Source organism: Dendronalium phyllosphericum CENA369, assembly GCF_016056275.1.
Classification (GTDB): domain Bacteria; phylum Cyanobacteriota; class Cyanobacteriia; order Cyanobacteriales; family Nostocaceae; genus Dendronalium; species Dendronalium phyllosphericum.
Window position 1 is genome coordinate 25,749 of the sequence record NZ_JAECZA010000295.1, and the last position, 14,373, is coordinate 40,121.

At 42.3% G+C, this 14,373-nt stretch carries 17 protein-coding genes; 5 read left to right on the top strand and 12 right to left on the bottom strand.

Annotation, left to right across the window (positions count from 1 at the left end; all coding sequences use genetic code 11):
• Window positions 1-164: 164 nt before the first annotated feature.
• From I8752_RS33755 to I8752_RS33775, 5 genes are all read right to left on the bottom strand, one after another.
• Window positions 165-497, bottom strand: a complete 333-nt coding sequence (locus I8752_RS33755) for a (2Fe-2S) ferredoxin domain-containing protein (RefSeq protein ID WP_214436527.1) — start codon at window positions 495-497, stop codon at window positions 165-167.
• A 99-nt stretch (window positions 498-596) separates the two neighbouring features.
• Window positions 597-1,571 (bottom strand): cysteine synthase A, encoded by a 975-nt coding sequence (locus I8752_RS33760; protein ID WP_214436528.1) that lies wholly within the window; start codon window positions 1,569-1,571, stop codon window positions 597-599.
• 183 nt (window positions 1,572-1,754) lie between these two features.
• Window positions 1,755-1,898, bottom strand: a complete 144-nt coding sequence (locus I8752_RS37795) for a type II toxin-antitoxin system HicA family toxin (protein WP_225896070.1) — start codon at window positions 1,896-1,898, stop codon at window positions 1,755-1,757.
• A complete protein-coding gene (locus tag I8752_RS33770) occupies window positions 1,895-2,125 on the bottom strand; it encodes a type II toxin-antitoxin system HicB family antitoxin (RefSeq protein WP_214436529.1) in 231 nt (76 codons plus the stop codon). Before I8752_RS33770 ends, I8752_RS37795 begins: the two co-directional genes overlap by 4 nt.
• Before the next feature lie 203 nt (window positions 2,126-2,328).
• On the bottom strand, window positions 2,329-2,952 hold the full coding sequence (locus I8752_RS33775) for a transposase (RefSeq protein WP_214436530.1): 624 nt from the start codon (window positions 2,950-2,952) through the stop codon (window positions 2,329-2,331).
• A 57-nt stretch (window positions 2,953-3,009) separates the two neighbouring features.
• Here I8752_RS33775 and I8752_RS33780 point away from each other — a divergent pair, with 57 nt between their 5' ends.
• Entirely contained in the window at window positions 3,010-3,294 is a 285-nt protein-coding gene (locus tag I8752_RS33780; protein WP_214436531.1) for a hypothetical protein, read from the top strand.
• A 66-nt stretch (window positions 3,295-3,360) separates the two neighbouring features.
• Here I8752_RS33780 and I8752_RS37800 read toward each other — a convergent pair whose 3' ends face one another.
• On the bottom strand, window positions 3,361-4,356 hold the full coding sequence (locus tag I8752_RS37800) for an NACHT domain-containing protein (RefSeq protein WP_225896071.1): 996 nt from the start codon (window positions 4,354-4,356) through the stop codon (window positions 3,361-3,363).
• Window positions 4,357-4,378: 22 nt separating this feature from the next.
• Entirely contained in the window at window positions 4,379-5,338 is a 960-nt protein-coding gene (locus tag I8752_RS37805; protein WP_225896072.1) for a hypothetical protein, read from the bottom strand.
• Window positions 5,339-5,422: 84 nt separating this feature from the next.
• Between I8752_RS37805 and I8752_RS33790 the strand changes: the two genes are divergently transcribed.
• From I8752_RS33790 to I8752_RS33805, 4 genes are all read left to right on the top strand, one after another.
• Window positions 5,423-5,683 (top strand): hypothetical protein, encoded by a 261-nt coding sequence (locus tag I8752_RS33790; RefSeq protein ID WP_214436532.1) that lies wholly within the window; start codon window positions 5,423-5,425, stop codon window positions 5,681-5,683.
• Window positions 5,684-6,111: 428 nt separating this feature from the next.
• Window positions 6,112-6,510, top strand: a complete 399-nt coding sequence (locus tag I8752_RS33795) for a hypothetical protein (protein ID WP_214436533.1) — start codon at window positions 6,112-6,114, stop codon at window positions 6,508-6,510.
• 394 nt (window positions 6,511-6,904) lie between these two features.
• Window positions 6,905-8,671, top strand: a complete 1,767-nt coding sequence (gene argS, locus I8752_RS33800; RefSeq protein WP_214436534.1) for an arginine--tRNA ligase — start codon at window positions 6,905-6,907, stop codon at window positions 8,669-8,671.
• Window positions 8,672-8,747: 76 nt separating this feature from the next.
• Window positions 8,748-9,311: a Uma2 family endonuclease gene (locus I8752_RS33805; RefSeq protein WP_214436551.1), complete on the top strand. Its 564-nt coding sequence runs from the start codon at window positions 8,748-8,750 to the stop codon at window positions 9,309-9,311.
• Window positions 9,312-9,412: 101 nt separating this feature from the next.
• On the opposite strand, the gene I8752_RS33810 is transcribed toward I8752_RS33805, so the two are convergent.
• From I8752_RS33810 to I8752_RS33830, 5 genes are all read right to left on the bottom strand, one after another.
• Entirely contained in the window at window positions 9,413-10,027 is a 615-nt protein-coding gene (locus tag I8752_RS33810) for a cytochrome c oxidase subunit 3 (protein ID WP_214436535.1), read from the bottom strand.
• 87 nt (window positions 10,028-10,114) lie between these two features.
• Complete coding sequence (gene ctaD, locus I8752_RS33815) at window positions 10,115-11,806, bottom strand: cytochrome c oxidase subunit I (RefSeq protein ID WP_214436536.1); 1,692 nt, start codon at window positions 11,804-11,806, stop codon at window positions 10,115-10,117.
• An 8-nt stretch (window positions 11,807-11,814) separates the two neighbouring features.
• A complete protein-coding gene (locus tag I8752_RS33820) occupies window positions 11,815-12,801 on the bottom strand; it encodes a cytochrome c oxidase subunit II (protein WP_214436537.1) in 987 nt (328 codons plus the stop codon).
• Window positions 12,802-12,891: 90 nt separating this feature from the next.
• Window positions 12,892-13,494, bottom strand: coding sequence for a DUF2231 domain-containing protein (locus I8752_RS33825; RefSeq protein ID WP_214436538.1), 603 nt, complete (start codon window positions 13,492-13,494; stop codon window positions 12,892-12,894).
• Window positions 13,491-13,991: a DUF2231 domain-containing protein gene (locus tag I8752_RS33830; RefSeq protein ID WP_214436539.1), complete on the bottom strand. Its 501-nt coding sequence runs from the start codon at window positions 13,989-13,991 to the stop codon at window positions 13,491-13,493. Before I8752_RS33830 ends, I8752_RS33825 begins: the two co-directional genes overlap by 4 nt.
• Between the last annotated feature and the right edge of the window lie 382 nt (window positions 13,992-14,373).

Here is a 14,373-nt window from a genome sequence, read left to right on the forward strand (position 1 = left end):
CAGTGAATAATAGTGCAAACCTGTATATTTTTAACGATAAAGAATTCAGGAGGAGGCAGTCAGAATTCAGTATGAATTCTATACAATTAGGGGATTAATATGTGGGTATAAATCCTTATTTATTGATTCTGAATTCTGAATTCTGCATTCTTCTTTAATTAACTTCATCCCTGGGGGTGAAAACGATGGTAGAGCATATTTTTAACCCTTTGACCATCTATTAAGTGATGTTCTACCAATAGAGGTACTTCTTCAGGTAGAACGCGGTTATACCAAACCATCTCAGGTAACACTAAAACCATCGGCCCATTGCCACATTGTCCCAAGCAACTGCTAGCCATGATTGTCACACCAGGAATCGGCAAAGCGGCAAAAGCCGCTAATACCTTTGCTGCACCTTGCTTTTTACAAGTGCGGTTTTGGCACACCCGCACACATCTAGTAAAAGAGGGTTGGTCTGTTTTGGGGAAGTTTGATGATTGAGTTACGTCAGTCATTTTTTAATGAACAGGTAGAGGCACAGAAGAGGGCAGGGGGAGATAAATTATAACTGACTATTGTAGAGACGCGATTAATCGCGTCTCTACGACAATTGACTAATCTACTGATAGTCCTTTGGAGGCCAGCCATTCGCGGTTAAATATCCGCGACTGATAGCGGGAACCACTATCACATAGAATTGTGACAATGGTGTGTCCTGGCCCTAATTGTTTAGCTAGGGCAACAGCTGCCGCAACATTAATACCAGTAGAACCGCCCATTAATAGCCCATCTTTTTGCAGTAGTTGGTAAACGACCCGCAAAGCTTCTTTGTCATCTATTTGGATGGCATCATCAGCGGGTGCGCCTTCCATATTGGCTGTGATGCGACTGTTACCAATACCTTCGGTGATAGAGTTTCCTTCTATTTTGATTTCACCAGTTTTGACATAGCTATAAAGTCCACTACCCAGTGGGTCAGCAACAACGCATTTAATCGCCGGATTTTGTTCTTTTAGGTACAAAGCTACACCAGCAAAAGTACCACCAGTACCTGTTGCAGTTGTCCATGCATCAATTTTACCATCTGTCTGCGCCCAGATTTCTGGGCCTGTGGTTTCGTAATGGGCGCGACGGTTGGCTAAGTTATCAAACTGATTCGCCCAAATGGCGTTTTCTAACTCAGCAGCTACTCTGCCAGACAGCTTGACATAGTTGTTTGGATCTTTGTAAGGTACGGCAGGAACGGGACGAACTTCTGCTCCTAATGCTGTTAATGCATCTATTTTTTCTTGTGACTGAGTGTCGGGAATAACGATCAAGCATTTGTAGCCTTTGGCATTGCAAATATGTGCTAAACCAATGCCAGTATTCCCAGCAGTTCCTTCTACAACAGTGCCACCGGGTTTGAGTAAACCTTTTTCTTCCGCGTCTTCGATAATATAAAGTGCAGCGCGGTCTTTGACTGAACCGCCAGGATTGAGAAATTCTGCTTTAGCAAGGATTTCACACCCAGTTTCTTCACTGAAGCTGTTCAAGCGAATCAGGGGTGTGTTACCAACTGTGCCAACGAAGCCATTTTTAATATCCATTCTGACTGTACCTGTGTTTTTGCCTATAAAAATTGTGGCTTATTGCGATGGTATGATTTACAGCTTCTTTGTCCAAAGTTTAATATTGTGCGATCGCTTGAGATTTAAGCTTTCCATTCAAACTCTGGGATATCTACTCCCAGCATAATGTTACGTAGCGTTCCTATGGGTAAATCGCGACCTTTATGATACGGCACAATTACTTTGAAGCTGTCGCTCAATATTTCGCCATTTGCGATGACTACCTTTTTGAGAGACTAGCTTAAACCCGTAACGTTGCAAAATGTTCTTAACTTCATCGGCATTCATCCGTGGGGTGCGGCTCATCCCACAGAAACCTCGCGTGTAACAGACCCTGGCGCTAGTTCAATCGAGTCAGGCTCAAGATAAAGTGCGTAGACGCAAAGCGGCTTGTCGTTAGACATCGCTTCACGAATATTTTCTAAAGCCTCTTGCTCTGTTTCTCCTGCTGAGACGCAACCTGGTAACTCAGGACACCAAACGACCCAATCACCTGTTTCTGAATCTGGTTCAAGAATTACACGCCACTTCATTGTCATACCTGCTGAGTTTGATTACATTATTGCGGTAGCGAGACAATTCCAAGGCTTTTTGTCAGACATCGCAACCACACTTTACTCAAATTCAGTTTAAACCTAGGTAAATTGTTCTTCAACGGTTGGAGGTTAGGAAAATAAAAATAATCAAACACAAGAAGACGCGATTCAAATACAAGAAGACGCGATTCATTGCGTCTCTACAAGGGGGAATGGGGTGGTTGTTCGCGATCGCGTTCCCAATTCATTGGGTTATTGATAATATATTGTCTAATTCGATCGAGGGCAAATTTATCACGAATTATGTTGTCATGAAACCTTTCTTGCCATCCAAAACCTTGATAAATTTGATTAATTTCAAATTTACATCGTCCTTTGTACCATCTAACAATTTTAGAAAGAGAATTTTTGGACAACATTGGGTTAAATAGTCCAGTCACCCCACCCCGTTCACCACCCGCTTTTGTAGAGACGCGATTTATTGCGTTTTCTTCTTGTTTTGGAATCGCGTCTCCCTGTATTTGATTAATAATCAAAATTCCATGAATATGATTAGGCATGACGCAGAACGCATCTATATGGCAATTAGAAAAATTATTAGGAATCTCGTACCAAAATTTCTGAGCAATTTCTCCAATTGCTGATAGTTGCATTTCACCCTCTACAACCTCACCAAAAAAGTATTTTTTACCGTCTGTACAAATAGTAACGAAATATCCCCCATCACTAGCATAATTCCATGCTGGCAAGCGTGTTGAATCAATTCGATATTTACTTTTGTATTTAGGTTCGCTATTTTGTGGTTGAGGAGCGTCATTATTCATAATTACATCTTTGATTGATACGAAAATTTATGCAATTATTGCTTTGCATTGATGTAATTGCCAACCCAAAAAATTCGGAATTATTTTCACTATGTAAATGTTGGAAATAAAGACGCGATTCATCGCGTCTCTACAAGAGGCGATCGCTTTTTTGATCGCATTTCCGTTCTGTTTACAATATCTATTTTATTAGGGGCGATGTCTGCGACGGGCTACGCCTACGCATTTCCTGGATTGCGGAAATATCGGACACACCAAAATGCTTGTAGAGACGGCGATTTATCGCGTCTCAAAAACCCAACCGTATTGACACCCGATTTATCGCGTTTGTATAAAGGTTGATTTTTCAAGGTCATCGCTGCTTACACATTTCCCTTATGTTTTGGCTGGAGGAAGTATTTTTCTTTCCTACTCTCCATCTTTCACTTTCTCTTGTTGATGCCAAGCTTGATAAAAATCTGGGTAGGGCATACTTTGGGCGCACTCCCAGATAATTCTGTAGCAATTATTAAATCGCTCAAAGTCATTTTTGTAAGTTTCAGGTGATAAGTAATTGTTCAACACAGTGATAACATTCGGCATCTGTTCCTCTAACAGAATTTTCTCTAAGCTTTCTGCCGCTGACGTTCGGACAGAATCATCAAGTTGTGGTTTGCCGATTAACTCCACCAAAGCATCAATCACTTTTATGCGATTTGTCTGAGGTAGTGCTGTCTTTGCTCCCTCTGCGATTGGTTCGAGAAATCTCGCCCACTCGTTTTGTTCAACCTTAAACTCGCCAAAACGCCATTTAACTATTTCCGCCACAATAGCATCTGCGTTGCAAGAATTTTTCCACTCATCAACCCCCGCAGCAGCTAGTAAATAAGCGCGAAACTCGTAAAATCCCCTTGTGACTGTATCAATAGCTCTGTATTCTCCGCACCCATCATCAAATTCTATCAACGCCTGAATAAACTCTTCCTTCTCCTCCTTCCCCACATCCTCACGTCCCAGCCACAGCAAAATCACCTCTTTCCACTGCGGTACAAAAATACGATAAACGCCTAGCGCGGGGTTGTCAGGAACATGATTTAGAAACTCGTGCCAATCATCAACCACTAACGCTGCAAAATATTCCTCAAATGTGGGATGGTAGAAAGCGTAAACTTTCTCTTTCGTTGCTGATTCCGCAGCCAGTCCAACTTCATTTAGCCATCCCAACTTTAACGCTAACCAAAATAAAGAATTTGGCTGTTTTGGATCGCCTAATTCCTCACGCACAAACTTATGTGTTAGCCGAAACCGTGACGTTTCTCGCTCAATTGCCCGTTTCGCCAAACGTCCCAAAGCTGCATTTAATTCCTCTTGCTGCTGTTCGGTGGTAGGGAAGCGGTTTTCTTTCCACTTGTAAAACTCTTCCACAAACTGCTGATAAAGTCCGGCTTTAGTTTCTGGTAAACCTTAAAGCTATAGTTTGCAACTGAGTAGTTTTTCCCGCACCCGGTTCCCCAATTAAAGCGATGCGGTGTCCTTGAGTTTTACCAACACCATCACCGATAACTTGCTTTAAAAAAGCCTGATGTTCAAATCGCTGCTTCTCTTCATAACTCGGTTCGTAAAGCCGCGAACCTTGTTCTGGGGAAATATCCTTGCTGCACTTCTTCTGTTTGTTACGCTCCACCAATGCTAAAGGAACATGAATTTCGTCTAGCTCAAATTTCATCTCTTCATCAGCAAACAGCAACTCATTTGTGGTGAGACGCTTGTGCTTTTGGAGCATAGCGCGGCAGGTTTTTTGCCAATGGAAGCTATTATCTGTTGTTTGTTGCTGGGATGTTTCTCTTAAATTTGTCTTTTGGTGGTATTCCTTCCACTTCTGCTTAACCACCTCCAGATTTTCTTTTATCGTCGCTGTCTGATATTTTAGCGTCAGGGTAAATTTCCAATAACCTTGATTATTCGCGGCTTTTTGCGGTTCTCGCAGTCCCAAATTCCATAACCAGTTGAGTGCAGTTTGAAGCTCTTGCAATTCTCTTTCTTTCTGAGAAAGGTTAGATTCTGCTTTTTTTCGGGGAAGTTTTAAACTTTTACCAGCATCTTTAATCTGTTTGAGTAAATATTCCTTCTTTGTACCAACTTCAGATGTTTTGCTTCTGTTTCCTGTTGTCTTTTGGATTTCATATCCGGTAATTTGCAGCTTATCAGCATTCCAGACAACGCAAAGTGGAAGTTTTGACTCGCAGTCTTGCTCTTGCGACAGTTGCAGCAATGCTTCTACCAGACTGAGTACATTTTCTAAAACTGATTCATCTCCACGAATATTTCTTGACATCAGTCTGAAATAATTTTGAATTACCCAAACAAACCAGCTTCCCCAAGCCGCAAAAGCTGACGATACAAGCATTATAGACGTTGCGTGGGGGATGTGTCTGGGGAAATACCCAAAAAAATAATTGACCTTGTAAACCCAAAAACAAGGTGAATTCAGATGTCAGCTAAAAAAACTGGTAAGAGTGCAAGTCAAAAAGCGATGTCTACGACGGGCTACGCCTACGCTTTCTTACTAATCCTGCAAACAATCTTAATTGGCGTAAATGCCGAAAACCGCCTTCAGCAAAGAGACTCACCAATCGAGGTTTTAATGTGGATGATTAACCAGTGTATCCCAGTCCTCAAACAAGCCAGCAATTTGCAAGAAAAACAAAAAAAGAGCCTGTTACCCACACATCACCGTTCTAAGGATAAATAGCAACACGGTTCGGTTAAGGTTATTAGACGAAAATTATAGATCCTAAAAACGCGATAAATCGCCATTTTTACTTGTAGAGACGGCGATTTATCGCGTCTCTCTAACCATTCGTCCACAACACAAGTCAATTCATTCACAACACAAGTCAATTTGTTCACAACACAAGTCAATTCGTTCACAACACAAATCGATTCGTCCACAACACAAATCGATTCGTCCACAACACAAGTCAATTCGTTCACAACACAAATCGATTCGTTCACAACACAAATTGATTCTCAATGATTTGTTGTCTGGCATCGTGTAATTACTGGGATAGCAATCCAATCTTATTATAAAAAACACTTGATTTCGCAAGTTTTACTGAACCACTAAATTGTCCTATTGAGACATCCTGGAAAGATAAGTTTAGTAAAAGGTGTACACTGATGACACGCAAGAAAAAAACCTCTACTGTGCTAGAAAAAACCGAACAGAAAGTAATCGGATTTAAATCGATTGATTCTAACCTTGACTTTGGTGATTCCATCAGTTTAAACCATTTAACCCAGTTAACAGGGCAACTCCGCAATCAGCTTGACCAGTATAATATGATGCTAACTGCCCTGGACTCGGCAAAGGCAGAAATGAAAACCCTTGAAAAGACCATTCGGAAAACTTCAGAACGCTTAGTCAGTGGTGTAGTGTTTAAGTATGGCAAAGATAGCCGGGAATACGAGATGATAGGCGGGGTACGCACAAGCGATCGCATTCGTAAAGCCACCATTACTCGGTTAAAATCTACCGCAGACTCAAAAACGGCTTCTAAGGGACTTCCAAGTAAATAACTATTCCATCGGTATTAAAGCTGGGGGAGAAAGAGCCTATTCATCGTCTTTGCATTCCAAATGGAATAATTTAATTTTTGTCAACAAGTAGGCATCATTCACCGTAAATGATGCCTATACTTTGCGTAGGCGTAGCCCGCCGCAGACATCGCTCCACGCTAAGGCTAAAATTGCAATAAATTGGGAATCAGTTTTACAGTTTGTTATCCACTGGAGTATCCTCAGAGTCGGGCAGTTCTGCCGAAGATAGGAAGACAGTGCAGTGGGTGGTAATGTACCATAACGGTCTTCTGTTGAACTATGTAACTATATTTTAGGGCTAGAATAATCAAGCCTTTGAGAATATCCAACCATTAGACAGCCCATAGCTCCCTCAAACAGATAACATTTATATATGAACGCTACACAAGAACAACTAAAACTAAAATTTGAGCAGGCTTTGGTGGCTGCTTTTGGCGCTGACTTTGCTGGCGTAGATCCGATTTTGGTTGCTGCTAGCAATCCTAAATTTGGTGATTATCAGGCGAATGTTGCTTTATCGCTGAGTAAAAAATTAGGAAAGCAACCAAGAGCGATCGCATCCACAATAGTTGAGAAACTAGATGTATCAGAAATCTGCGAACCGCCAGAAATAGCCGGGCCAGGTTTTATCAACCTCAAACTGAAAACAGCATACTTAGAAGCACAACTGAACGCCATTCAGCCAGATCCCAGACTAGGAATGCCAACAGCAAAAACACCACAGCGGGAAATTGTCGATTTTTCCAGTCCGAACATTGCTAAAGAAATGCATGTCGGACATTTGCGTTCCACAATTATTGGTGATTCTATCGCCCGCGTTCTCGAATTTCAGGGACATGATGTCCTGCGGCTAAATCATGTAGGTGATTGGGGTACGCAATTTGGGATGTTAATCGCCTACTTACGAGAAGTTTACCCCGAAGCCCTAACTACTGCTAATGCTTTGGATATTGGCGATTTAGTTACCTTTTACCGCAAAGCCAAACAGCGGTTTGATGCCGATGAAGCTTTTCAAGAAACGGCGCGGCAAGAAGTCGTCAGATTGCAAGCAGGTGCAGAAGATACGCTACATGCTTGGAAATTACTTTGCGAACAGTCGCGACAAGAGTTTCAAGTAATTTATGACTTACTTAATGTCCGCGTGATTGAACGAGGCGAATCTTTTTACAATCCTTTACTTCCAGGAGTTGTGGAAGATTTAGAAAAATCTGGTTTATTAGTAGAAAACCAGGGCGCAAAATGCGTTTTCGTAGAAGGTTTTACCAACAGAGAAGGCGAACCTTTACCCTTGATTGTGCAGAAATCCGATGGTGGCTATAACTACGCTACGACAGATTTAGCAGCTCTACGCTACCGGATTCGACAAGATGAAGCAAAGCGCATAATTTATGTAACAGATGCTGGACAATCTAACCACTTTGCCCAATTTATCAAAGTAGCACGCAAAGCCGGATGGGTTCCCGATGATGTGGAACTCGTACATGTCCCCTTTGGTTTGGTATTAGGGGAAGATGGTAAGAAATTCAAAACTCGTTCTGGGGACACTGTAAGATTGCGGGATTTATTAGATGAAGCGATCGCTCGTGCCCGTACAGACTTAGAACTAAGATTAAAAGAAGAAGAGCGTCAAGAAACTGAAGAATTCATTAATAAAGTTGCTGAGGTAGTTGGTATTAGTGCAGTTAAATATGCCGATTTAAGCCAAAACCGCACCAGCAACTACATTTTCAGCTACGACAAAATGCTGGATCTTAAAGGCAATACCGCACCTTATATGCTGTATGCTTATGCACGGATTCAGGGTATTAGCCGTAAAGGTGGTATTAGCTTTGAAGAATTGGGCGACAATGCCAAAGTTGTGTTGCAACATGAAACAGAATTGGCACTAGCAAAATACTTACTGCAACTAGATGAAGTTATTAATACTGTAGAGCAAGACTTATTGCCCCATCGTTTATGTGAATATTTGTACGAACTGAGTAAAAAGTTTAATCAGTTTTACGATCGCGATCGCGGGGTTCAAGTTTTAAATGCTGAAGAACCACTACGGACATCTCGCTTAGTTCTCTGTGACTTAACAGCTAGAACTCTAAAATTAGGACTATCTTTACTAGGAATTCAAGTACTAGAAAGAATGTAAAAAACTTTGTATCCTTGTGTCTTCGTGGTTGTTGATAACAGCCACAAAATTGAGATTTTTACAAGAGGCGATCGCAATGTTACAGACATCAAAAAAAAGCATAACATTAGCAGAGTTTCTTAAGCTCCCAGAAACCAAACCCGCCAGTGAATACATTGATGGTAAAATTATTCAAAAACCAATGCCACAAGGAGAACACAGCACAATCCAAGGCGAATTGATTATCACTGTCAACACTGTCTTGAAGCCCCAAAAAATTGCACGAGCATTTCCCGAATTGCGGTGTACATTTGGTGGTAGGTCAATTGTTCCCGATGTAGCCGTATTTACTTGGGACAGAATTCCTCGTAAAGAAAATGGCGGTGTAGCAAACTTATTTCTAGCTGCCCCTGATTGGACAATTGAAATTTTATCGCCTGACCAAAGGGTTACGAAAGTCACCAAGAATATTTTGCATTGCTTAAACTACGAAACACAAATGGGCTGGTTAATTGACCCAGAGGAGCAAATCGTAATTGTCTATATACGCAATCAACAGCCCGTTTTTTTAGATGAAGCAAATGCTTTACTTCCAGTCCCGGATTTTGCAGGTGAATTAAAGCTGACAGTTGGCTATTTATTTGGTTGGTTATTGGAATAAATTAAGTGACTGGGGATTGGGCTTTAAAACAAAAATTACCAGTTGAAATAATTAAAGCATGGAATAATTATTCCATGCCTTGTTGCTGTGAATATTAATCCTTATTGCCAAACATAAATAAGGATAAACAAAACAATCCAAATGACATCGACGAAATGCCAAAACAAAGAAGTTGCATTGACACCATAGTGACCCGAATCGTAGTTGCCAGGAATGAAAGAGCGCACTAAAATAATTAATTGCAACAGAATTCCCGTAAAAACGTGCAAACCATGGAAACCTGTTAACAGGTAAAACATACCTCCGAATGTTCCAGTGGTGAAGCCAAAAGCTAAGTGACTCCATTCAACAGCCTGTCCAAACAAAAAGTAGCTGCCCATCGCCATCGTTGCTAAGAGAAACAAACGATATTTCCACAAGTTATGGCGTTGCAACTCGCGTTCTGCTAAATAAATGACAAAGCTACTGGCAACAAGAATTACCGTATTGATTGCAGGTTCTTTAATTTCCAGTCCCGAAACACCAGCTGGTAGCCAGTTAGGAGTCGTTATTTTGTAGATGATGTATCCTGCAAAAAAACTTAGAAAAATGACGCTTTCAGACAGCAGGAACACGATGAAGCCAAACATCTTATTGCCTTCTTCGTCGTGGCTGTGTTCGCCACCTGTCTGGTGCAGATGTTGCTGCAAATCGTCTGAAACAATATAACTGTCCATTGGTGCAATTATCCTTTACCTTGGAGACTAGGAAGATGCAAAGAAAGGGGGACGCGGAGAGGGAAGATTTCCCCGTGTCCTGTTCCCTCATTTGTCAAATGCTATTGCTGAATGCAATTTGCTATCAGCTTGTGCTGTTAACGGTTCAGATTTACCGTAACCATAGGGTTCAGAAATAATGATGGGAATTTCTTCAAAGTTTTCTACTGGGGGTGGTGAAGAAACCATCCACTCTAGTCCAATTGCTTGCCAAGGATTATCTGGTGCTTTCTCACCTTGCATCCAAGAAATCACCATGTTGAAAATAAAGGGCAAAGTAGACATTCCTAGTAGGAATGCACCGAGGCTAGCAATAATATTCCAAAATTCGTACTCTGGGGCATAGGAAGCAACTCGGCGTAACATTCCTTGCAACCCTAATGGATGCATGGGTAAAAAGTTAAGGTTAGTGCCGATAAAGGCTAAAGCGAAATGCAGTTTGCCCCAACCTTCGTAGTACATCCTACCAGTCATTTTGGGGAACCAGTGATAGATGGCAGCATACAAACCCATCGTCACCGTACCGTAGAGGACATAGTGGAAGTGACCGACTACAAAGTAGGTGTTGTTAACGTGGACATCAACTGGCACAGAAGAAAGCATAATGCCTGTGATGCCAGCAAACACAAACATGACTAATGCACCCAAGGCAAACAGCATCGGTGTATTTAGTCGCAACTTACCTCCCCAGATAGTCGCTACCCAAGCAAACACCTTAATACCAGTGGGCACAGACACAAACATAGTAGTCAGCATGAAAATCAACCGCATCCAGCCAGGAGTACCGCTGACATACATGTGGTGTACCCAAACAATGGCGCTAACTACGGCAATTAAGAGTGATGAAATAGCAACTACTTTGTAGCCAAATAGAGGTTTGCGAGAGTAAACTGGGAAGATTTCTGAGAAGATGCCGAAAACGGGCAAAATAATTACATAAACGGCAGGGTGGGAGTAAAACCAGAAGTAATGCTGGAACATAACTGGATTTCCTCCGTTGGCTGGGTTAAAAAAGCCAGTACCAACAGTGAGATCCAGTAGCAGCATGACTGCACCTGCGGTCAGTGCGGGTAATCCAAATAGTTGGATAATCTGAGCGCTGAATACTGCCCAAACAAACAGTGGCATTCGGAAGAAAGTCATCCCAGGCGCGCGCATCTTGACGATGGTGGTCACAAAGTTGACTGCCCCCATAATCGAAGACACGCCAGATATTGCTACTGCCAACAGCCAGATAACTTGTCCATTGATTAAGTTACCTGTGGGGTTCTGGAGGCTGACTGGCGGGTAAGACCACCAGCCGGCTTGAGCTGGGCCGCCAGGGACAAAGAAACTGCCCATCAACAGAATCCCAACTACTGGAACCATCCAAAAGGCGACGGCATTGAGGCGGGGAAATGCCATATCTCGCGCCCCAATCATCAGGGGTACTAGATAGTTGGCAAAACCAACTAGTGAGGGAAATGTCCACAAGAACAGCATTACAGTGCCGTGCATGGTGAACATACCGTTATAGACGGTACGATCTACTAGGTCTGCATCGGGTGTAATCAGTTCTCCCCGCAGTACCATCGCAAAGATACCGCCGACTAAAAAGAAGAAGAATGAAGTAACAAGGTATTGGATACCAATAACCTTATGGTCAGTGCTAAAGCTAAAGTATTCCTTCCAGTCACCTGGGGATTCGTGGTGAGGCTTCTCACTAGGGAGACTGAGGCCTTCAATAGGGATATTTGTCATAGTTCCTTTCAACCTGGGTAATTGACCAGAGGAGATGCCGCAGGCGCAACTGTAGCCCAACCAGTTTTGACTGGCTGAGTAGATGCTTGTGCATACTCAGAAGCTGCCTGATTTTTTGCTGGTGATGGTTTTTGGCTTGCAGCTTGGGCTAGCCATTGGTGATACTCTTCTGGAGATTGAACGACTACATTCGCTTGCATGGTGGCAAAGTATGTGCCGCTATATTGAGAGTCGGTTAGGCGATATTCACCGCTGCGAATAGGAGTGAATTCAAAGTCGATCGCATGGTTAGGAATAATGTCTTGCTTGAGGCGAAATGCTGGAATGTAGAAGCCGTGTAAAACGTCTTCGGATTGCAATACTAAACGCACACGGCGATCGCTAGGCAAATGCAATTCGCTACTGGTAACATCTCTTTCAGGATAATGAAACACCCATGCCCATTGTTTGGCCAGTACGTCGATTTTTTCTACAGGCTCTAAGTTTGACGCGGAGAGGGGGAGACTAGGTGACGCGGAGAGTTCTTTCTCCGTGTCTCCGTGTCCCCGTGTCCCCGCGTCCTCCATCGTTGCTGCGTAAGCCGATTCCATACCCATCGGATTATGCAAGTGAACTAGCTGAGATGGGCCTTGAATTCCCATTTGCTCGTAAACTTGGTAGCTGTAACCCGCAATCCAAAACACTAAGAGAATTGGGATGGCTGTCCAGACAACTTCTATTGCCACATTTCCTTCAATCGCTGGGCCGTCGCTGAAGTCATCCTTTTTCGCCCGATGGAAAATTACAGAATACATCAAGGTGCTAGTCACTCCTAGAAAGATGAATGCACCGAGTGTTACCAAGAAGCTAATCAAATCGTCAATCAGGTGCGATTCTGCTGCTGCTTGTGGAGGCAGCCAGGAATAAGCTTGCTTGCCTATCCAGAGACTGGTGAAAGTAACTGCGATCGCACCAGTAATCACCGTCAAAATATTGAGAGTCTTGCGGGTGTTCATAGTTAGTGGTTAGCAGTTAGCGGTCAGTGGTCAGTGGTCAGTGGTTATTAAACAAAGAACAACTGACAACTAACAACTGACAAAAATTAATTACTTGAGTTCTGTGTTAATGTCTTTGCCCATTTGCAGCAAGTTATCGGCAGTAGTATGTATGCCAAACTCGGTACCCATTTGTGTCCCTAAAGTTCCGTGCAAAAACATAATCGCCAAAATTGCCACTCCTGAGAGCAGATAGCTCCAATGCACTTGTCTATCTGCATCTTTTCTGCCAATAAAGCGTTGCCATCCTCTCCAGACGGTCATGCTGAGAATTAGCGCTAATATTAGTACGCCACCTATGCCGTGCCAAAGCATAGTTTCCATTGCCTGCAATCCCCAAGCACTCCTGACATCAGCTGGAGGTGTTGCTAACAGCATTTCATAAAAGCCTGCTGCTACCGTGAAAAACGTGATGGTGGTTGCGGCTAGCATGTTGTACCAGCCGACATCAAAGAAGCTATCGCGTTCCACAGAAATCGCTAAAAATTTGAAGAGCCATTTTTGGAAAGGGAACAGCACGCCAACAATATCAAAGGTAAGCCCGATAACAAACAAACCTATAGTCAGATGGACTAAGTTGGGATGAATGGGAATTTTGTAAGGCAGTCCGTTAGCGCCTATGTTGCTCAACTGATTAATTAGCTCAGAGTTCATCGCAAAGTACCCTCTTTTAACGCTTCTACAACTGGCACTGTGTGCAATCCATATACCCAAACGAGCTCATCTCCGAGGTAGACTTGCACGCCAACTACTAAGATTAAAAGTAGCCCCGCTCCCAAATAATAAATTGATAGTTTTTGCGGGTTGCGAGAACGAATTACATAGCGCCATGCTGTAATTGCTGCAATAATTCCTGACAACGACCAACCAATCAGTGTGTGGATATTCAATACTGGTTTAGCTAAGTCGTAAGGTGTTGCCAAGCCAGCTTCAAATTGACCCAGAATAATCGCAACAAAGATAGAGATCGTAGCGACACACATATTCCACCAACTCACTTCAAAAAGATGAGTTTTACCAGTAAAATAACCAACTACATCACAGAAGAATGCAAACAACACCATCGCAATTACGAAGTGGACAGCGATAGGATGAATCGTATCTGGGTAAGGTAAATTATGGTCGTTCAAAGATGTAAGATACTCAAGCATTGTATTCTCCTGGACATGTCTATCGCTCCTCAGTTAAGCCTCAATAATTATTGAGATTCGCTTGCAAGACTAAGAGTATTTACACGCAACCGGAATTTGTTAATCAGATTTTCGCAGCGCCATCCGGTTGTTTAAGTGTAAACTTCGTAATAGCCAAATTCAGAGAGGCTAATATTTATAGTCGATGATTAAGTTCAATTCATTTGTTCATGTTGATACTCTACAACAGTTATTTTTAATTTATCTAACAAAATTACTGTTGTTCATTTGATTTAGTGTGACCTATCTCTTAGCTTAAGGATTTTTTTAGTAATTGTCAAAAAAATAAAAATAATCTCAAAAGAAAATTCATAGTTTACCTGAGATTTTTGTTTTTAAAAGA